Origin of the sequence: Rothia koreensis (genome assembly GCF_004136575.1) — a bacterium.
GTDB lineage: Bacteria > Actinomycetota > Actinomycetes > Actinomycetales > Micrococcaceae > Rothia > Rothia koreensis.
The window spans coordinates 321,210-339,680 of the sequence record NZ_NOIQ01000001.1 but is presented as its reverse complement, the minus strand read 5'-3'; the positions used below and the strand labels follow the sequence as shown (position 1 = coordinate 339,680).

Here is an 18,471-nt window from a genome sequence, read left to right as displayed (position 1 = left end):
GTGGACGACCCGTTCACTCCGCGTAGGACAGGTCGCGGACCTTGGTGTCCACGCGCGTCCAGGATGTTCCCGTCAGAATGTATGTGTCCCCGCCGGTCTGCGCGTAGACGGATTCTCGTCCATTGCCACCGGTGATGTGCTCGATGTCCGACAAGCCGTTGACGTCGTGGGTGTCCCCTGAGAGAGACACGGTCTGCACGCTGCCGTCCTGCGTATTTGCCGTCACGACCTCGGTATCGGAGATCCATGCGGCCTGAGTGGCGTTATGGGTCGTCCCCACGCGCAGCGGCTCCCCCAGACTTTCGGGAGCACCCTGGTCGTCCCGTTTGATGCCGCTGATCCACACGCGTGAATCGTTGCCCTCGCCCGTGACGATCAGGGCTCTGGAAGCATCGCGGGAGACCTTGAAGGACTGGATGTGCTGGCCCTTGAGCCAGTCGGCACCGACGGTCTGCGGGTCCTGGCTGTCGCCGCGCGTGTTCCATGCGTACACGGAGCCTTCGGAGCCACCGGCCCACACCCACTTGTTGGCATCGATGCTCGGGGCAGTGATGTTTTCGTCCATATCGGCGTCCATGGACTTGCCGTTGGTCGACCGGACGCCAAGGTGGTTGCGGTCCGAATTCGTGTACGCGTACAGCCGGCGGTCCGTGTCCATGGTCGGCATGCTGGGCTCGACGTCGTTGGACTCCAGTCCCGAGACCTTGCGGGACTGCCCATCGGCGTACGTCACGAGTTGCCCGTCCAGGACCCCGACTTGGGGGCTGGGAACCTGGGGGTTGACGGAGGCGGGCCGGTAGTCGGCCACCTTCCCCGTTTCCACGGCTTTGTCGTCGACCGACAATCGCACGCTGTCGACCGAGCTCGTGCTCTTCAGCGTCTGCTCGAGTTGGGTGTTCATCCTTTCGAGCGTCAGCTGGTTCGCGTCGGTGACCCCTTCACCGGACAGGCCCACCTCGGCCGAGGAGTTGCTGACCGGAACCGATTGCCTCATCAGGTTCGTCCCCGCCGGTATCGCCGAGACGACCGAGCCTTCCAGGTACGGCGCCGGGCCCTGGAGCAGAACGCGCACAACCGACGTCGCCGCTGTCGAACGATTGGCGAACCAGCGGATGTCCGGCACGGCGTAGCTGAACGTCGGATCGTAGAAGTAGAGCGTGAACGAGCGGAACAGCTGCTCGAATTCCTGCCGCGAGACAATGGTTCCGTTCGGAATCTCCGAAATGCGCCACTGCCCGTTGACCTGCTGGAACTTCGCGGTGATCTTCTGTTTGTCGGGGTTCCTGTACGACGTCGCGATGCCCCTCCCGTCGATCGACGTCGACACGTTGACCTCCGCCGTGGCCGGCTGGTTGCCGTCCTTGGCGTCGATCGAGACGTCATTGCTTCGCACGAGCGTCCGGTCCTCTGGCTTCCATGTCCCGGCGAGCTCCGTGGTGAGATACTCGCGAGCCACGGAGTAGTCGTTCTCGACCCCGGTTCCGGCTTGGAGGAAGCCGCTGAGAATCTCGTTCGGTGAGGCACCCTTCTCCGGTCCCGAAGGGTTGAACGCGGGGGCCGTGGACGAGGCCTGGGAGTCGGGTTCGTTGTAGTGGTAGACCGGGCCGCTCGTTGGGATGCGTCCGCACCCGACGACCAGCAGTCCGACGGCGGTCGCGCACGCGACGGCGCGTACGGCCGACGACCGACGCCGCCGGGGAGCCTGAGGTCTGTTTCCGCTCTTCATTCGGTGTCCTCCTGCGAGCCTTCGGAGTCCTGATCCTCCGCACCGCGGTCCTCGACCTCGGGAAGCGAAGCGGGCGTGTCAGGCACGCCTTCCGGCGGGAGACCCAGCGGCGAGTCACCGGCCGGACGCCCTCCTCGTTTGGGCAGGGTGAGCCGGAAGCACGCGCCGTGCTCGAGCTGTCCCCACGCTTCCAGCCGCCCTTGGTGGAGTCGTGTGTCCTCCGCGGCGATGGACAGGCCCAGGCCGGTTCCTCCCAAAGTCCTCTTGCGGGAGGGATCCGCGCGCCAGAACCTGTTGAACACTTCCCGGGTCTGCTCGGGAGTCATGCCCACGCCGTGGTCCCGAACAGCCACGGCGGCGTCGAGCTCGTTGGAGGCGATGTAGACGTCGATCTGCCGCCCCTCCGAGTGCTCGATTGCGTTGACGAGCAAATTTCTCACGACGCGCTCGATGCGCCGCGGGTCCATCTCCACGGAGCACCGTTCCTCGGTCCCGTGGAGCCGCACGTCCAGTCCCTGTTTGTCCAGGTGGGGCCGGACGGACTCCACGGTGTCCTCGACCAGATCCGCCAGGTCCACGGTGCTCGAGTCCAACGTGGCCGAGCCTGCGTCGAAACGGGAAATCTCCAACAGGTCGGACAGCAACGACTCGAAGCGATCGACCTGGTGGTACAGCAATTCCGTGGATCTTTGAAAGGAGGGGTCCATCTCCTCCCGGCCCCCGTACAGCAGTTCCGCGGCCATCTTGACCGTGGTCAGAGGGGTGCGCAGCTCGTGGGAGACGTCCGAGACGAATCTTTGCTGCATCTTGGACAGAGTCTCGAGCTGAATGATCTGGTCCTGGAGGCTGTCGGCCATGTGGTTGAAGGAATTTCCCAGCACCGCGGCCTCGTTCTCGCCTCTCACCGCGACGCGTTCGTTGAGGTCCCCACGGGACAGACGCTCCGCCGAGCGCGCGGTTTGGGAAATGGGCCGGATCACGGAGCGCGTCACCCACCAGACGATCGTCGCAACGAAGATCAGAAGAATCGCGAACCCCGCCACGATCACCAGCTGGATGTAGTCCAGAGTCTTCTGGGAGGACGAAAGATCGTAGACGAGGTAGAGCGCGTAGTCATTGCCCTGGTTCAGGTGCACCTTGGTCCCCACGAAGAGGACCGGGATTTCCGCCCCGTCTCCGTTCGCCTGGACCTTGGACGACTGCCAGAAGACACCGTTCTGCGCCGCAACCTGTTTCTGCAGGTCCTGGGGCACGGACGACGACGTCATCCAGTCGTTCTGGCTCAGGGGCCCGACATATCCCTGGCCCTGGTGGTAGTCGACGGGGATGAGTATCCATTGACGTTTCGCGTCAGCACCGTGGTTCTCCAGAATGGTGAGCGTCTCGCGCATGAGCGACTGGACCTCGTTCTGGTCCGAGGCCACCGCGTTGTCAAAGATTTTCTGTACGTCGGAGAAACCGCTCGACGACTCCTCCAGAGCCTGTTCCTGGCGTTCTTTGAACAGGCTGTTGGCGATCTGGGTCGAAAGGAAGTTGCCGGCAAAGATGAACGCCACCAGAGCGAGAGAGGTCGCGACGATCACGGCGGAGAACTGGAGAGACTCCCGCCGCCGTCTGCGAATTCCTCGGAAGAACGCCGGAACAGCGCCCAGTAGGCGCCGTCCTGCGCTGCGTGGTGTGTGCTTTGCCATGTCCTCTTATCGACGCACCTGGCTGGCGTTCGCCTTGTACCCCACCCCGCGGACGGTCTGAATGAGATCCGGCTTCTCGGGGTCCTTTTCGATCTTTGCCCGAAGCCTCTGAACGTGCACGTTCACGAGTCTGCGGTCGGCGTCGGAATCGTAACCCCAGATCCGGTCCAGGAGAAGGTCGCGCGAGAGTACCTGTCCCGGTTCCTGGGCGAGGTTGACCAGGAGGTCGTATTCGAGTGGCGTCAAACGCACCGTGTCCTCACCGCGCGTGACGGCGCGGCCCGCGAGGTCGATGCTCAGGTCACCGATATCGATGCGTTCGCTGGATCGGGTTTCTCCCGTCCGCAAACGGGTCCGGATGCGGGCCAGAAGCTCTGCCGGCTTGAACGGTTTGGCGATGTAGTCGTCGGCACCGGCCTCGAGCCCGCGGACGACGTCTTCCGTATCGGATTTGGCGGTCAGCATGATGACCGGAACATCGGAGGTTTCACGGATGCGTTCGCACACCTGGATGCCGCTCATCCCCGGCAACATCAGATCCAGCAGAATGAGGTCCGGATCGTAGCTCTCGAAAGCGCTGACGGCACGGTCTCCGGCGTCGCAGAAGGTGGGTTCGTAACCCTCGTTGGTCAGAACGATGCCGACCATCTCGGACAGGGCTTCGTCATCGTCCACTACCAGAATTCGCGCCTTCACTCGCGCTCCTCTCACGATCTCCTGAGGCTGCCCGCGTCGGGTGCAACACACAAGGTTGGGGTCGACATGCTGTTCTCTTCAACATTACGCGACGAAACAGGCCGACGCTCCGACAGCCGCGCGGCCGCACCGGGCCGATCCGCGGTCGGGGCACGTGGTCTCATTCACGTGACAGGTCGAGCAATCCTTCGGCAACCGTCGCGCTCCGGCGCTGGACTTCGGTTCCCCTGAGGGGAGACAGGGCAGCGAGATCGTCGGCTTCCTCGATGGTGACGGCAGACAGCTCCTTCGCCCCCAACCCGAGATCCCGCCACGTTCGCCAGAAGGATCGGACGGTATCGACCGTGCCGTCCTCGTCCCCGACGTCGGTGATGCCGAGCCACGCTTCCTGTCCCCTGTCCACGACGCCGGCGATGCCTTCCCATTCGGCGCTGCCCCGGCCGAGTGGCCTCGCGGCCACGCCGTGAAAGTGTTGCCCGAATTCCGGGTCCGGGAGGGGACCGTCGACGTCGAGCACCGCGTCGATTCCGAGCCTGTCGCATGCCGCGGCGAGGTCGGAAAGAAACCTGTCGGCCTCGGCCCGCGGTACGGCGCGCAGGGTGCGGTATCCGCTCGACGTGGGGATCCGTCCGGCCAGCGCGCGCTCCAGGTGCGGCTCGAGCCACCTGATCGCCAGCGATTCGTCCTCGACGGCGGTCCTCAGCGCCTCGGACAGTGCGGCGACTCCTTCGGTCAAGGACTCGGCAAGTTCCCGCCGGGCCCCGTGGTCGCTGAGAACCGCTTCGCCGTTGCTCAGACCGAGATCCGCGGCCAGGCTCACCGGCCCGGTGAGCGATACTACGGTCGACCCCTGGTGGCCGCTGCCTTCCCCGCCGATCACGTCGGCGAGTACGTTGATATCGCTCCGGAATCGGGAGGACGCGGCCACGGACTCGTGGCTCGGGCGCGAGGTCAGACGCCAGCCGAAGGGCTGCCCGTCCGCGAACAGTTCCGCAAGGCACGACACGGTACGAGCCGTGCGAGTTGCCGCGAATCCCCGCTCTGACAGCTCCGGAAACGGCGCCCGGTGCGGAGAGCCCAGTTCACCCCGTGCCGCGACCACGGCCTCATGAAAATCGGTTCCCGCGAGGCGGCCTCGCGAGGAAGCGACGATTCGACGCGCAGACGGCGTCGGATCAGTCCGTCCCGGCATCGCGTTCACTCGTTGCCACCCGTGGCCTCGCGATCACGGTTGTGGTCCTCGGCAATGCGCTCGTGGTGCCGAATGACCTCACTGATGATGAAATTGAGGAATTTTTCCGCGAACTCCGGATCGAGCCGAGCGCTTTCGGCAAGCCGTCGCAGCCGATCGATCTGGGCCGCTTCCCGATGGGGATCACCTGGTGGCAATTGGTACTGGGCCTTGAGCAACCCAACCCGTTGGGTCGCCTGGAATCGCTCCGCGAGCATGTGGACCAACGCCGCGTCAATATTGTCGATGGTGCCGCGCATCCTCAACAATTCTTCGAAAACGGCCGGGTCGACGTCGTTCAAAGAACTGGCGCGGGCGTCGAAGGGTTCGCTGGGCTCAGAGTTCTGCGTCATAGTCAGACAGTCTACGGATGGTCAGGGGCCGACCGCATACCGGCCGTGCGGTCGGCGGACCAGGACCGGAACTGCCCGCCTAGTGTCCCGCGATGTCGGGCCGGGAGAGCGAGTAGGCACGGTTGATCGTCGCCTGCCCCAGGACGCGAGTCCCCTGGTAGATCACGACCGTCTGCCCGGGCGCTACCCCGCGCAAGGGTTCTTCGAGCCTGACGACCAGCTCCCTGGAGGGCTCACCATCGACGTTCCCGATTTCCAGGTGTGCCACGGCGGGAACGGGATCGGCATGCGCCCTGACCTGGGCGAGGATGTCGAAGGATTCCGACGTCGCGCCGGGCTGGTCCGTCCCGGCGTCGAACCGCTGCGCCTCGGGCGCCGGAAGGCCGGCCCAGGTTTCCCGGATTCCGCGGATCTCGTCGACGGCCAGCATTTCCTTGGACCCGACGACGACCTCATTGGTCTTCGGTCGGATTTCGAGTACGAATCGCGGCTTGCCGTCAGATGCGGGCCGTCCGATCGACAGCCCCTTGCGCTGACCCACGGTGAAGGCCCGGGCTCCCCGGTGGGTTCCCAGGACCTCGCCGGAGGTGTCCTTGATCTCGCCTTCTTCCAGGTCGATGCGCTCTTCGAGCCACCCGCGGGTGTCGCCGTCGGGGATGAAGCAGATGTCATGCGAATCAGGCTTTTTCGCGATCGAGAAACCGCGTTCCTCCGCTTCGGCCCTGACTTCGGCCTTGGTGGGCGTCTCGGCCAGGGGGAACATCGAGTGCTTGAGCTGCTCGTGCGTCAGCACACCCAACACGTAGGACTGGTCCTTCGCCCAGTCTGCGGCGCGATGGAGTTCCACGTTTCCGTCCGGATCCTCGACCAATTTCGCGTAGTGACCCGTGCACACGGCGTCGAACCCGAGAGCCACGGCCTTTTCCAGGAGGGCGGAGAACTTGATCTTCTCGTTGCAGCGCATGCAGGGATTGGGCGTCCTGCCCTGCGCGTACTCGTCGATGAAATTGTCGACGACGTCTTCCTTGAACCGATCGGAGAAGTCCCAGACATAGAATGGGATGCCCAGCTTGTCGCACACGCGGCGGGCGTCCATCGAGTCTTCGATCGTGCAACATCCGCGGGATCCGGTGCGAAGCGTTCCTGGCATGCGGGACAGGGCGAGATGGACGCCGACGACGTCGTGTCCCGCATCGACGGCCCGCGCCGCCGCAACTGCGGAGTCGACTCCCCCGCTCATTGCTGCCAATACCCTCATGCGCTCTCTTCCTGCCTCAGTCCGGTCACAAGCTTCGCCACGGTACAACGTTCTCGTTCCGCGTGCTATTCCTTCGATCACGTGAGAAGGTGTGCGGCTTCTCCGTGCGGCGGCCTGGTTCCGTCTCAGCTCCAGGGGCCGACCGGGGCATGGTCGGCCATGCCGGCCTTGGAGGCTTGCTCGTAGGCTGTCGGCAGGGCATTCAGGAGGGCGTCGACATCGGCCTCCGTGGTGGCCGCCCCGACCGTGAATCTCTGGGCGCCGCGAGCCGTCACTTCGTCGACCCCCATGGCCAGCAGGACCTCGGAGGGACGAGGGACCCCGGCGTTGCACGCCGAACCCGTGGAGGAGAGAACGCCGTTCATGTCCAGCAGGAAGAGCAAGGAATCGCCCTCGCATCCCGGGAAAGTGAAGTGCGCATTGCCGGGAAGTCGGCTCCCCGGAGACAAATCGGTGGGACCGCGCAGAACCGCTTCGGGTATTCGTGACTGAACCCCTTCGACCAGACGATCGCGAAGTCTCCGGATCCGCTCTGATTCTTCGTCCAGCCGATCATGGGCCTGTTCCGCGGCGATACCGAATCCGACGATCGCGGGCGAGTCGATCGTTCCGGAACGCACATCACGCTCCTGCCCGCCCCCGTGGATGACCGGAGCCAATGGGGCATCACGGCGCGCGACCAGAGCGCCGATGCCCATGGGTGCGCCGATCTTGTGGCCCGAGACGGCCATGCTGGCGCACCCGAGGGCCGAGAAGTCCACCGGCACGGCCCCGAAGGCTTGGACCGCATCGGTGTGGAAGGGGACCTCCGCACGGGCACACGCCGAGGCAAGCTCTGCGACCGGTTGGATGGTACCGACCTCATTGTTCGCCGTCATGACGGTCACGAACGCCACGTCATCGGCTCCGGAGCCAAGCCGTTGTTCGAGATCCTGTGGGTCCACTCGTCCCTCGGAGTCCACCTCGAGCCATTCGACGCGTGCGCCCTGATGAGCCTCGAGCCAGAGCACCGCGTCCTTGACGGCGTGGTGTTCCACGGTGCTCAAGAAGATGCGGTTGCGATCGGGACGGTTCTCGCGCCTCTTCCAGTACATGCCCTTGACCGCGAGGTTGTCTGCTTCCGTGCCTCCGGAGGTGAAAATGACCTCCGCCGGGTCCGCTCCGACCGACCGGGCGATTCGTTCCCGCCCGGTTTCCACAGCCATGCGCGCTCGACGTCCGGCGGCGTGCAAGGACGAGGCATTGCCACCGATTCGCATCTGTTCGACCATGCCCTGCAACGCATCTTCGTTGACGGGGGCCGTGGCCGCGTTGTCGAGATAGATGCCCTGCACTGCGGTTGCTCCTTCGGTCGTGGCCTGGAAGGTGTTCATAGCGGTTACCGAACCGCCGTCCGCCCCCATTCTAGGGACCCCGCCTCAGCTTCGGGCCGCAGAGCTCCAGGGGGCACGGCTAGACTTGGTCGACGTGTTCAATATCCTCTTCTACACCCCCGAAATACCAGGCAACACCGGGAATGCCATTCGCCTCGCGGCGGTCACGGGGGCCCACCTCCACCTGGTCGAGCCTCTCGGATTCAACTTCTCGGACGCCCACCTGCGGCGGGCCGGCCTCGACTACCACGATTTGGCGGCCATGACGGTTCACCCTGACCTGGATGCCGCGTGGGGCGCGCTGGACGGGTCACGCATGATCGCCTTCAGCACGCGAGGCACCAAGAACTTCGCCGATGTCCGCTATGCGGAAGGCGACACCTTGATGTTCGGTCCCGAATCGGTGGGGCTGCCCGACGAGGTTCAGGACAGCCCCCGTATCGATGAGCTCGTTCGCATTCCGATGCTCCCCGGACGACGTTCCCTGAACCTGGCAAACTCCGCTTCGATCGCGGTCTACGAGGCGTGGCGTCAGAACGGATACGGCGGCGTTCTGTAGCCGCGGCTCCGCCCGGGTCTCGTCCGGGTCCTATTGGCCGGACTCGGCGGCGTCCCCCAGGGTCACCTCGCCGTCCGTGGACTGCCCATTGCGCGAGTAGCTGATATCCACCTTCTTGCCCGCGGAGGCCTCGCGCACCGCCGCCGTCAAGGATTCGGCATCCGAGACAGCGTGGCCGTCCAATTTGTTGACGACGTCGCCCGCCTTCAGCCCCGCCTTGTCTGCCGGCGACCCCGAGACCACGTTCTTGATCACGGCTCCGTTGGTGAAGGAGCTTTCGGAGGTATTTCCTTCCGACGCGGGGCTGGATGACACGCTGGCTCCGAGGTAGCCGTGGGAGGCCTGGCCGTGATCGATGATCTCCTGGCCCACCCTCTTGGCGTAGTTGATCGGAACCGAGAATCCCACGCCGATGTTGCCTGATGCGCCTTGTTCGGAGCTGCTCCCGCTGGATTGTCCCGCGGAGGCAATGGCGACGTTGATGCCGATCACCTCGCCCTTCGAGTTGACCAGGGGCCCACCCGAGTTGCCGGGGTTGATCGCAGCGTCTGTCTGCATGACGTTCAGGGCAATGGTCTTGTCGGACTGGCTCTTCTTGGTTCCTCCGTCCTTGTCGGGGAACTGGAATCGGAACGGCGAGGAGCTGCCCCCGGAATCGTCCTGATTCGCATCCGATTCGTTGGGCGCGGCCGATGAGGCGACGGAGATCGTGCGCGACAGGTTCGAGACGATTCCGTCCGTCACCGTGCCGTCGAGACCGAGCGGGGCGCCGATGGCCACGGCAATGTCCCCGACGTTGAGTTTGCTCGAGTCGGCCATCGAGGCCGGAGTCAGGTCGGTCCCCTGCGGATCGATCTTGATGACGGCCAGATCGGACGTTGGGTCCGTACCCGTGACCGTCGCCTTCTTGACCGTTCCGTTGGACAGCTTGACCTGGATCGATGCGTTGCTCGTGGTCCCGTCCAGGGTCACCACGTGGGTGTTGGTCAGGATGTGGCCCTGGTCGTCCAGAACGACGCCGGAGCCCGATCCGCTCTGGGAGCTACCGGAAACAGAGATGGTCGCGACGGAGGGTGACGCCTTCTGGGCCGAGGCCGAGACGGCGTTGACGGAGTCCTGGTTGTTGACGATGGTGGTCTTCGACGAGGAGGAATTCGATCCGGATGCAGATTGGTGGTCGAGCAGGGCACCGGCCCCGACTGCGGTTCCGCCGCCGACCAGTGCGGCCAGGACCATACCGCCGATCAGCATCCCGGTCCCGAAACGACGAGCCCCGCGCCCTTCTCCCGCGTTCTCGGCGTAATAGTTCTGATCGGGATAGGCACCACCCGCGTAGAACTGGCCGTACGGGCTCGAGCCGTACTGGTACCCCGAGTCCTCGCCTCCCGATTGGCCTGTGCCATCGAACTGGGGCCCGCCCTGGTTCCGTTGCCTCGACTCGTGGCCGGGTTCGTGCTGGCTTCCCGCCGCCCAGGCCCCGGAGCCCGGGATCGGACGAGTGGACGTGTTCTCCCCCATCCCGCGCCCGGTGTCCGAGAGCTCTCCCTGGCTCCCGTCCTGCGCGGAAGGCTGGTGGTCGGCACCGCCGTCGGCCCTCCGGCCAGGGTTCTCGCCGTACTCATCGGGGTTCTGGGACATGTCATGCCTTTCATCTCAACGATCGGAGCGCGAACCGGCCGCGCTGCACTCTCTGGTGCGGGAAGTGAAGATCTTCCTCGACTATGGCCCATCGGACTGAGGCCAACTTGTGCGAATTCTGGATGTTCCCTGAAACGCGAAGGAGGGCGATTGCCAGCACGCTCTGGGCGAAGAAACTGTGGATACTCAGTCTGCCCGGGCGGGCCTTCACCTAGACTGGTTCACAAGAACCGACAGGACCGACACCAGCGAGGTTCCCCATGAATCCGGCCATCCATCCGTTCCTCACGGCCGCATCCCCCCTCGTGGCGTTGCCGCCAGAAGGCTGGGGTGTCGATGCGACCACGGCGGCGGGGAAACCTGCGGCCGCTGGCGTCGGCAGCGCGTTCGGAGCTGGAGCCGGTGTCGTCTTTGCTCTGGTGATCATCGGGGCTGCGGCATGGTGGTTCCTCTCATCGAGGAACCGGAAGAAGACGCAGCGCGAACGGTACGATTCCGTGCAATCCCGCTATGGGACCGCGGCTCCCCGTCAGACGGAAGAGATCGCTCGCTTGAGGTCACGGGCCGGCAGTCTGCTCGTGGAAACAGACGATGTCATCGCCCGGAGCGAGCAGGAGATTGCCTTCGCCGAGGCCCAATTCGGTGAGGATCAGATCCGTCCCTTCCAGACGGCCGTCGAACAGGCCAAAGGGCACATGCGCCGGAGTTTCCAGCTCCAGAAGCAACTTGACGACGAAATACCCGATTCCGAAGAGGACCAGCGTGCCTGGCTCGAAGAGATCGTCCACGGTTGCGAGGACGCCCAAGAATCCCTCAAGAAGCATGAACAGAATTTCGCCGACTTGAGGCAACTCGAGCGCAATGCTCCCGATGCGCTCGAATCCCTGCATCGAGAGATACGGACCTGGCGGGACAAAATTCCCGAAGCGGAAAGCCGTCACGCCGAATTGATGACCGCGTACTCCCCCGAGGCGACTGCGTCCGTCGCCGACAATCCCCCTCAGGCCACCGATCGTCTGGACTTTGCCGAGCATGCCGCAACGCGGGCACAGGACTTGCTGAATGAAGGAAATACCTCGGAAGCGGTGGTCAGCATACGATCGGGCGAAGAGGCCGTTGGCCAGGCACGAACACTGGTGGAATCCATTGACCACGCCCGAAGGGACCTCGACCACGCGGATTCGGCCCTGCGCAAGGCAGTCGACCGAGCGACCTCGGATCTCGCAGAGGCTCGTTCTCTCATGGAACGAGGGACCTTCGCCGACCTGACGGGCCCGGCCGCGAACGTAGAGACCGTTGTCGCCGATATCGAGGAACAGCGCACCCAGGGACCGATCGATCCGCTGACGCTCTCCAGCCGCTTGGCCGAATCGAGGAAAGAGCTCGATCGGGGTCTGGAGAGCGTGCGGAACCAGAACGAACGCGACCGAGCGGCCAGGGAGACACTGGCCCACACCATGGTGTCCGCACAAGCACGCCTGACCTCGGCCTCGGACTATGTCAGGGCCCGCCGTGGTGGGGTCCAGGCGGAGGCCAGAACGCGGTTGGGCGAGGCCGAGAGAAATCTCGAAGAGGCGGAGAGCTTGCGCCTGTCGGATCCTTCGGGCGCTCTGAACCGGGCGAACCAAGCCATCCGATTGGCGGAGGACGCCCAGCGGATGGCTTCCGGCGACGTCGACGACTTCGCTCGCCGCGGGCACGGCCCGGAGCACTGGAACGGATCGGCCGCTCTGGGCGGCATCTTGTTCGGGTCCGGGTACGGAAGGCCCGGCAGAACCGGCGGAATCGGCGGCCCAGGGATCGGCGGCCCAGGGATGGGCGGCCCCGGATTCGGAGGAGGTTTCACCGGCCAGGGCCTGTAATACCCCTTCCTCGAAACCGTCCAGTCCGCAGCCTCACCACTGTCCCAGTACCAGACCAACGACCCACGGAACGCGAGGCGTCCTTTCGCCTCCACACCCAGAAAAGAGGAAAGCAATGACCAAGCAATCAATCTTCGGTCGCGTGGCCCAACTGGCGAAGGCCAACATCAATGCGCTGATCGACTCTGCCGAGGATCCTCAGAAGATGCTCGACCAGATGGTGCGCGACTACAAGAACAACATCGTCGAGGCCGAACAGGCGGTCGCCCAGACCATCGGCAACCTGCGCATGCTGGAAGAGGACCACGCCGAAGACGTCAAGGAAGCCGAGGAGTGGGGCCAGAAGGCCGCGGCCGCGTCCTCGACCGCCGACCGCTACCGTGCCGACGGCGATACGGCGGGTGCGGACAAATTCGACAATCTGGCCAAGGTTGCGCTGCAACGCCAGATGACTTCCGAGAAGGAAGCGAAGGACGCCGAACCGCACATCGCCGCTCAAACGGAGACGGTCGAAAAGCTCAAGGACGGTCTGAACAAGATGCGATCCAAGCTCGACGAACTGTCGAGAAAGCGGGACGAGCTCAACGCGCGTCAGAAGTCGGCACAAGCCCAGAGCCAGGTCAACGATTCCCTGCGCGCCTTCGACATGATGGACTCCACGAGTGAAGTCAGCCGTTTCGAGGACAAGGTTCGCCGCGAGGAAGCTCGAGTGCGTGGCCAGGAGGAACTGGCCTCTTCCTCCTTGGATGCCCAGTTCGAATCCTTGGACGACTTGTCGCAGCAGTCCGAGGTCGAGGCGCGGCTCGCGGCGCTGAAGAACAAGGGCAACTGACCCAGCCACCGCCCGCTTATTCTGGACCGTGTGCGTCGGGAGCCGAGCGCTCCCGACGCCGTGCCAGCCACTCGCCCCATGCCCGTGCAGGAGGAACACCGTGAATACCGACGCCGCCGTAGAGCTGGACGCCTACCAACCTGTCTGCGGGTTGTTCTCCGCACTGTCCTCCCCCGCCAGGGCGGCCACGATTCACCTCCTGAGCGAAGGTGAGAAGACCGTCGGCGAACTCGTGGACCTCTTGGACATCTCCCAGCCCCTGATGTCCCAGCATCTCCGGAGCCTCCGCGAGGCCCACCTGGTCAAGGGGCGCCGATCCGGACGCTCGATCTATTACAGCCTGGCGGACGAGCACGTGGCACACGTCTTCCTCGACGCCCTCAACCACAGCCGCCACGTCGAGGACTAGTTCCCCGGCCCGACGGAGCCCGTCGCGTCCCGCCTGGGGTCATTGCACGCTCAGAGAGCCTGTCAGGCAGCGCCCGAGCGCCGACAGCGTCCATTCCGTCGGCGCAGGTGTTCTGCTCGGCCGAGCGGTCCCGGTTATTCCCCCAAGCCCGCTGGATCAACCACGGAGTTAAAGCAAGAAGGCCACGTCAGCGGAAGCTGACGTGGCCTTCATTTCGTTGCGGGGGCAAGATTTGAACTTGCGACCTCCGGGTTATGAGCCCGGCGAGCTACCGAACTGCTCCACCCCGCGGCGACCTGTTCTACTATACGCGCGCCCCGCCACCGCCGCAAACCACAGGGGCCTATTGTGCGTGAGCTCACCCTTCGGGGGCCGTGAACCCCGGGCCTCCTCCAAGAGGCTCGGGGTTCACCCAACGGCTATTTGCTGTTCTCCCCTTGGGCTCCATCGGCCTTGAGCGCGTCGTCGAGCGCCTTGTTCAGACGGTCCTGGGCCTTCCCGTAGGCGGCCCAGTCGCCGTTCTTCATGGCCTCCGAAGAATCCTGCATGGCCTTGTTGGCCTCGTCCAGAGACTTCTTCAGATCCGGGGACTCTCCGCCGCTCGAGCTGCCTCCCTCGGAACCGCCTTCTCCGGCGTCGGCCTCGGTACTGTCCACACCGGCGTCCTGCGCCGTCTGGGCGCCGGACTCGCCGCCGAACAACTTGTTGAGCGCTTCATCCAGGGTCGGAGCGAAACCAACCTTCTCACCGAAACCGACCAGGACGCGGCGGAGAGTCGGGTAGGACGCATCTCCGCTGGACTGGACGTACACCGGCTGGACGTACAGGATTCCTCCACCGACGGGCAGCGTCAGGAGGTTTCCGTTGACCACACGCGAGGCGCCCTGGCGGAGCAGGTTGAGCTCCGTCGAGACATCCGTGTCCGAGTCGAAGAGGTTCTGCGCCTGGCCAGGCCCGGGGACCACCGAGTTCCTCGGCAGCTCCAGAAGGTCGATCTTGCCATAGTTGGGGTCCTTTTCCCCGTCCTTCCCGGTACCGGCGTCACCATTGGCCGAGACGAACCCGTACATGACGTTGCGCGTGTTGGAATCCGACTGCTGCGGGATGAAGGAGCTCGTCAACGAGAACCTGGTCCTCTGGTCTCCCGGCATCTGCAAGGACATGTAGTACGGCGGCAGGTCCTGGGCCTCATCCTGGGTCGGGTCCTTCGGGGTCTGCCACACGTCGTCGTTCGCGTAGAAGCTGTTCGCGTCGTCCACGTGGTACTTGTTCAGCAGCTCACGCTGGACCTTGAACAGGTCCTCGGGATACCTGACGTGATCGATCAGATCCGCGCTCATGTCCTTGTAGGACTTGACGGTCGTCGGGAAGACCTTCTGCCAGGACTTCAGCACGGGATCCTGATCGTCCCAGGCGTACAGGTCCACCGAACCGTCGTACGCGTTGACCGTCGCCTTGACCGAGTTGCGGATGTAGTTGACCTTGTCATTGGGCAGAGCCTTGCTGCCACCCGCCTCGGTCTGGGAATCCTGTGTCGCGTCGCCCAGGGAGGTCGGCGTCGAGTACGGGTACCCCTTCGACGTCGTGTAGGCGTCCACCATCCAGACCACCTTGTTGTCCACGATCGCCGGGTAGGGGTTTCCGTCCACGGTCAAATAGGGAGCAACCTTCTTGACGCGATCGCCGGGATCGCGGTTGTAGAGAATCTGCGAGTCGGGCCGAACCGCATCGGAGAGCAACAGATCCGAGGACTGGTACTTGATGGCATATGCCAGGCGGTTGAACCAGTTCCCCAGCTTCGGCCCACCGTCGCCCGAGTACGTGTACTTGGCATCGCCGGAGCCTTCGTCATCGGCCGACTGAGGCCGGTCCAGCTCGAGCTTGGGGTCCTCGTCAGAGCCGCCCACGATCGAGTAGTCGGGCGAGGACTGTCCGAAGTAGATACGCGGTTCGTAGTCGTCCGAGATGACACCCTTGGCTGCGATGCCTTCCTGCATGAACTTCGGCTTTCCGTCCGCCTCGACTTGGTTGCCGTAGGCGGCCACGACGCCGTACCCGTGCGTGTAGACCACGTGCTGGTTGTACCAACCCTGGTTCTGGTCCGGGTTGAGCTCACGGGCGGAAATCACCGTGTCCTCGTTCTGGCCGTCCACGTTGTAGCGGTCGACCGCGAGGCTCTTGCCGAACTGGTAGTAGGGCCTGAACTGCTGCAACTGAGCGAACGAGTTGGACACGACATTCGGGTCCAGCAGACGAATATTGGACACGGTCGGGGTGTCGCCGTCCAGGGCGCCCTTGCCCGTGTCCACGGTCGCATCATAGTCCTGCGTCTTCAGGTCGCTCAGCCCGTACGCGCTGCGCGTCATATCGATGTTCCGCTGGATGTACTCGTTCTCCATCGACTGTTCGGTCGGAGTCACCTGGAAACGCTGGACGACCCACGGATAGAGACCACCCGCAACCAACGAAACGACCAAGAGCATGGCCGTTCCGATCAGGGGCAACCGCCACCGGCCGGCGAAGGCCGAGTAAGCGAAGAGAAGTGCCACGATCAGGGCCGCGATGGCCAAGATGGCATTCGTCGGCATCACGGCGTTGACGTCCGTGAACAAGGCACCGGTCCAGGATCCCTTGTTGGACAGCAACGTCGAATACCTCGCCAACCAGAAGTTGGCGGCCAGCACGAGAAGAAGAACCGCCGCGATGATTCCCATCTGGACCTTGAGGGCCCTGGTGGTGGCAATGCCTTTCTCGTGCACCACGATTCCGCCGTACAGGTAGTGGGTCACCAGCGAGCCCACGGCCGACAGCACCAGCACCGTAATGAGGTAACCGGCAACCATGCGGAGGAACGGCAAGGTGAACATGAAGAAGGACATGTCGAAGCCGAACTGCGGGTCCTTCTCCCCGAAGGGCTCCTGCATGAAGAACAGCGCGACGGTATCCCACTGGGCCAGCATCGTGAGCCCGCCGAACAGCCCCAGGACCACGGGGATCGCGACCATCAGGATCCGTCGCATCGGCTCGAGGGCCTGCTGGTACCTTTCCATGTTCTGGTTGAACACGGATTGCAGGTCCTCCCTCTCGGAACCTGCCTCGGATCCCTCGTCACCCTGCTTCGGCTGCGCTTGCAACCTCTCGGACGGGCGCCGGGTCCAGGCGAATCTCAGGCTCAGCCACAGGGCAAGGCCCATGACGACGGCGCCGACCGCGAAGACGGCGATCTTGATGATGTTCTCCCGGACAAACACCCCGATGTACCCGAGTTGCCTGTACCACAGGACTTCCGTGTAGACCTGCGACATGTAGACGAACGCGATGACCAGGGCCACGACGATGATGAACGTCGTCAGAAGCGGGCGCTTCTTCCGGCCCGAGGCGCCGGACTTGTTGCGAGGTGTACGTGGGGCCGATGATCCTGTCGTCACGGGAATCCTCAACTAGCGGTGCGGTGGATGAGCGAAAGGGCGAATGCCGATCTCACAACACGGTCGACCCGATCTCACCGATCGGAAAACCGTGAATTAACATTTTGCCTTTTTTGTGTGCGCAACTCCACTTGTGACCTGGGGAATTCCGTCATGGAACGGTGCGGGCCGACGTCGTCGTGATTCAGCCGGTGCACTGGGGCAAGGACGACGGGTCCTCACCCTGCCCCACCTTCTCGACGGCCTGGGCGGCGTCGTCGATGGACGAGACGCTGACGACGGAGAGCCCGTCAGGAATGTGGCCCTTGACTTCGTCGCAATTCTCCGAAGGCGCCAGGAAAATGCTGGCGCCGTCGTTCTTCGCGCCGATCATCTTCTGCCGAATCCCTCCGATCGGTCCCACTTTCCCCTGGGCATCAATCGTGCCCGTACCGGCAAAGTGTTTCCCACCGGTCATCTTTCCGTCCGTCATTTCGTCGATGATCCCCAACGTGAACATCATGCCGGCGCTCGGACCGCCCACGGAGTCCAGGCCGTAGTCCACGTGGAAGGGAAAGTCGTAGTCGGACTTCAGATACAGTCCCAGTCGGTACTCCCCCGAGGAGTCGTCCTTCTTCGGGGTCACCGTGACTGTCTCCTCCTCACCGTCCTTGCCGTGCGAATAGCCGAGGTCCACGGGGGCTCCCTTGCCGTCGGCGAGCGCCTGCTTGAGCTGATCGTACGACTTCAGCTGCTCCCCGTTGACGGATTTCAGCACGTCACCCTTGGAGAGTTTCGCGGCGCCGTCCGGGGTGGAGCCCTGAACCGTGAGCGTCGTCGAATAGTCCAGATCGAGATATTTGGCCGCGGCGGCCTGCGCCGAGTTCTGCGAATTCGTCATGTCGGCCGTGTTCTGGGAACTGACCTGTTGCTGGGTCATGGTCGGCTCATAGAGTGCGGCCGCGGGAAGGGCCGTCGCATCCTTGTTGAACCAGGCACTGAGCACGTTGAGGGCGCTGGTGGCGCCGTTCGGGCCGCCGGCAACATAGACCGTCGTCATGTCGAGATTGCCGTCGGTCGGGTACGTGGGGTGCCCCGAGATGGACAGCAACTGCTTGCCCTTGTATTCGCCGATGGTGTTGAACGTCGGTCCTGCGCCCTCGGTCACGAAGTCCGGCGGAATCAGGGCGCCTGCCGCAACCAGCCCCAGAGTCGCCACGCCTGCGACCGTTCCGAGTTGCGGACGGCGGATCTTCCTGGATCGCAGGGATCTGGTCTTCGGGTGGGACATCCGGGGCTCTCTCGCATCGGTAGGACTAACGGCCTCGCCATGTTAACGCACCGACCTGTATGCTCGGCCCGGTATCGCCAGAACAGTTGCCCCAAATCACGGAGTCGCTGTGCCATGAGCTGAAAATCGGGGCCCAGGACTGACG

Annotated in this window: 14 protein-coding genes and 1 tRNA gene; 4 read left to right on the top strand and 11 right to left on the bottom strand. The window is 64.1% G+C overall.

Annotated elements, in window-relative coordinates:
• Positions 1–13: 13 nt before the first annotated feature.
• The 7 genes from EWU68_RS01595 to EWU68_RS01565 form a co-directional block, all read right to left on the bottom strand.
• Complete coding sequence (locus tag EWU68_RS01595; RefSeq protein ID WP_129314117.1) at positions 14–1,726, bottom strand: LpqB family beta-propeller domain-containing protein; 1,713 nt, start codon at positions 1,724–1,726, stop codon at positions 14–16.
• Positions 1,723–3,417, bottom strand: coding sequence for an MtrAB system histidine kinase MtrB (gene mtrB / locus EWU68_RS01590; RefSeq protein WP_129314116.1), 1,695 nt, complete (start codon positions 3,415–3,417; stop codon positions 1,723–1,725). The genes EWU68_RS01595 and mtrB overlap by 4 nt, the downstream gene beginning before the upstream one ends.
• Positions 3,418–3,423: 6 nt before the next feature.
• Positions 3,424–4,113, bottom strand: coding sequence for an MtrAB system response regulator MtrA (gene mtrA, locus EWU68_RS01585; RefSeq protein ID WP_129314115.1), 690 nt, complete (start codon positions 4,111–4,113; stop codon positions 3,424–3,426).
• Between the two features lie 160 nt (positions 4,114–4,273).
• Positions 4,274–5,119 (bottom strand): uroporphyrinogen decarboxylase/cobalamine-independent methonine synthase family protein, encoded by an 846-nt coding sequence (locus EWU68_RS01580; RefSeq protein WP_165162083.1) that lies wholly within the window; start codon positions 5,117–5,119, stop codon positions 4,274–4,276.
• A gap of 191 nt (positions 5,120–5,310) precedes the next feature.
• Entirely contained in the window at positions 5,311–5,697 is a 387-nt protein-coding gene (locus tag EWU68_RS01575) for a chorismate mutase (RefSeq protein ID WP_178979644.1), read from the bottom strand.
• A 79-nt stretch (positions 5,698–5,776) separates the two neighbouring features.
• Positions 5,777–6,955, bottom strand: a complete 1,179-nt coding sequence (gene mnmA, locus EWU68_RS01570; RefSeq protein WP_129314112.1) for a tRNA 2-thiouridine(34) synthase MnmA — start codon at positions 6,953–6,955, stop codon at positions 5,777–5,779.
• 125 nt (positions 6,956–7,080) lie between these two features.
• Positions 7,081–8,328, bottom strand: a complete 1,248-nt coding sequence (locus EWU68_RS01565) for a cysteine desulfurase family protein (RefSeq protein WP_129314111.1) — start codon at positions 8,326–8,328, stop codon at positions 7,081–7,083.
• A gap of 94 nt (positions 8,329–8,422) precedes the next feature.
• On the opposite strand from EWU68_RS01565, the gene EWU68_RS01560 reads away from it, so the two are divergent.
• A complete protein-coding gene (locus EWU68_RS01560) occupies positions 8,423–8,887 on the top strand; it encodes a tRNA (cytidine(34)-2'-O)-methyltransferase (protein WP_129314110.1) in 465 nt (154 codons plus the stop codon).
• Positions 8,888–8,917: 30 nt separating this feature from the next.
• Here EWU68_RS01560 and EWU68_RS01555 read toward each other — a convergent pair whose 3' ends face one another.
• Positions 8,918–10,525 carry a S1C family serine protease gene (locus tag EWU68_RS01555; RefSeq protein WP_129314109.1) on the bottom strand — a complete coding sequence of 536 codons (1,608 nt, stop codon included), beginning with the start codon at positions 10,523–10,525 and terminating at the stop codon, positions 8,918–8,920.
• Positions 10,526–10,785: 260 nt separating this feature from the next.
• Here EWU68_RS01555 and EWU68_RS01550 point away from each other — a divergent pair, with 260 nt between their 5' ends.
• From EWU68_RS01550 to EWU68_RS01540, 3 genes are all read left to right on the top strand, one after another.
• Positions 10,786–12,387 (top strand): TPM domain-containing protein, encoded by a 1,602-nt coding sequence (locus EWU68_RS01550; protein WP_129314108.1) that lies wholly within the window; start codon positions 10,786–10,788, stop codon positions 12,385–12,387.
• Between the two features lie 115 nt (positions 12,388–12,502).
• The gene (locus EWU68_RS01545) at positions 12,503–13,219 is read left to right on the top strand and encodes a PspA/IM30 family protein (protein WP_129314107.1); all 717 of its coding nucleotides are present in this window, start codon (positions 12,503–12,505) and stop codon (positions 13,217–13,219) included.
• Positions 13,220–13,319: 100 nt separating this feature from the next.
• On the top strand, positions 13,320–13,628 hold the full coding sequence (locus EWU68_RS01540) for an ArsR/SmtB family transcription factor (protein WP_238692247.1): 309 nt from the start codon (positions 13,320–13,322) through the stop codon (positions 13,626–13,628).
• A 217-nt stretch (positions 13,629–13,845) separates the two neighbouring features.
• On the opposite strand, the gene EWU68_RS01535 is transcribed toward EWU68_RS01540, so the two are convergent.
• The 3 genes from EWU68_RS01535 to EWU68_RS01525 form a co-directional block, all read right to left on the bottom strand.
• Positions 13,846–13,919: transfer RNA gene (locus tag EWU68_RS01535), tRNA-Met, on the bottom strand.
• Between the two features lie 128 nt (positions 13,920–14,047).
• Positions 14,048–17,056 (bottom strand): UPF0182 family membrane protein, encoded by a 3,009-nt coding sequence (locus EWU68_RS01530; RefSeq protein WP_129314106.1) that lies wholly within the window; start codon positions 17,054–17,056, stop codon positions 14,048–14,050.
• Positions 17,057–17,240: 184 nt separating this feature from the next.
• Entirely contained in the window at positions 17,241–18,326 is a 1,086-nt protein-coding gene (locus EWU68_RS01525) for a YlbL family protein (RefSeq protein ID WP_129314105.1), read from the bottom strand.
• Positions 18,327–18,471: the final 145 nt, after the last annotated feature.

Coding starts and splice junctions, on each gene's coding strand:
- EWU68_RS01575 (WP_178979644.1), bottom strand. CDS start 5,697: ATGACGCAGAACTCTGAGCCCAGCGAACCCTTCGACGCCCGCGCCAGT.
- EWU68_RS01525 (WP_129314105.1), bottom strand. CDS start 18,326: ATGTCCCACCCGAAGACCAGATCCCTGCGATCCAGGAAGATCCGCCGT.
- mtrB (WP_129314116.1), bottom strand. CDS start 3,417: ATGGCAAAGCACACACCACGCAGCGCAGGACGGCGCCTACTGGGCGCT.
- EWU68_RS01550 (WP_129314108.1), top strand. CDS start 10,786: ATGAATCCGGCCATCCATCCGTTCCTCACGGCCGCATCCCCCCTCGTG.
- EWU68_RS01595 (WP_129314117.1), bottom strand. CDS start 1,726: ATGAAGAGCGGAAACAGACCTCAGGCTCCCCGGCGGCGTCGGTCGTCG.
- EWU68_RS01555 (WP_129314109.1), bottom strand. CDS start 10,525: ATGTCCCAGAACCCCGATGAGTACGGCGAGAACCCTGGCCGGAGGGCC.
- mnmA (WP_129314112.1), bottom strand. CDS start 6,955: ATGAGGGTATTGGCAGCAATGAGCGGGGGAGTCGACTCCGCAGTTGCG.
- EWU68_RS01565 (WP_129314111.1), bottom strand. CDS start 8,328: ATGAACACCTTCCAGGCCACGACCGAAGGAGCAACCGCAGTGCAGGGC.
- EWU68_RS01545 (WP_129314107.1), top strand. CDS start 12,503: ATGACCAAGCAATCAATCTTCGGTCGCGTGGCCCAACTGGCGAAGGCC.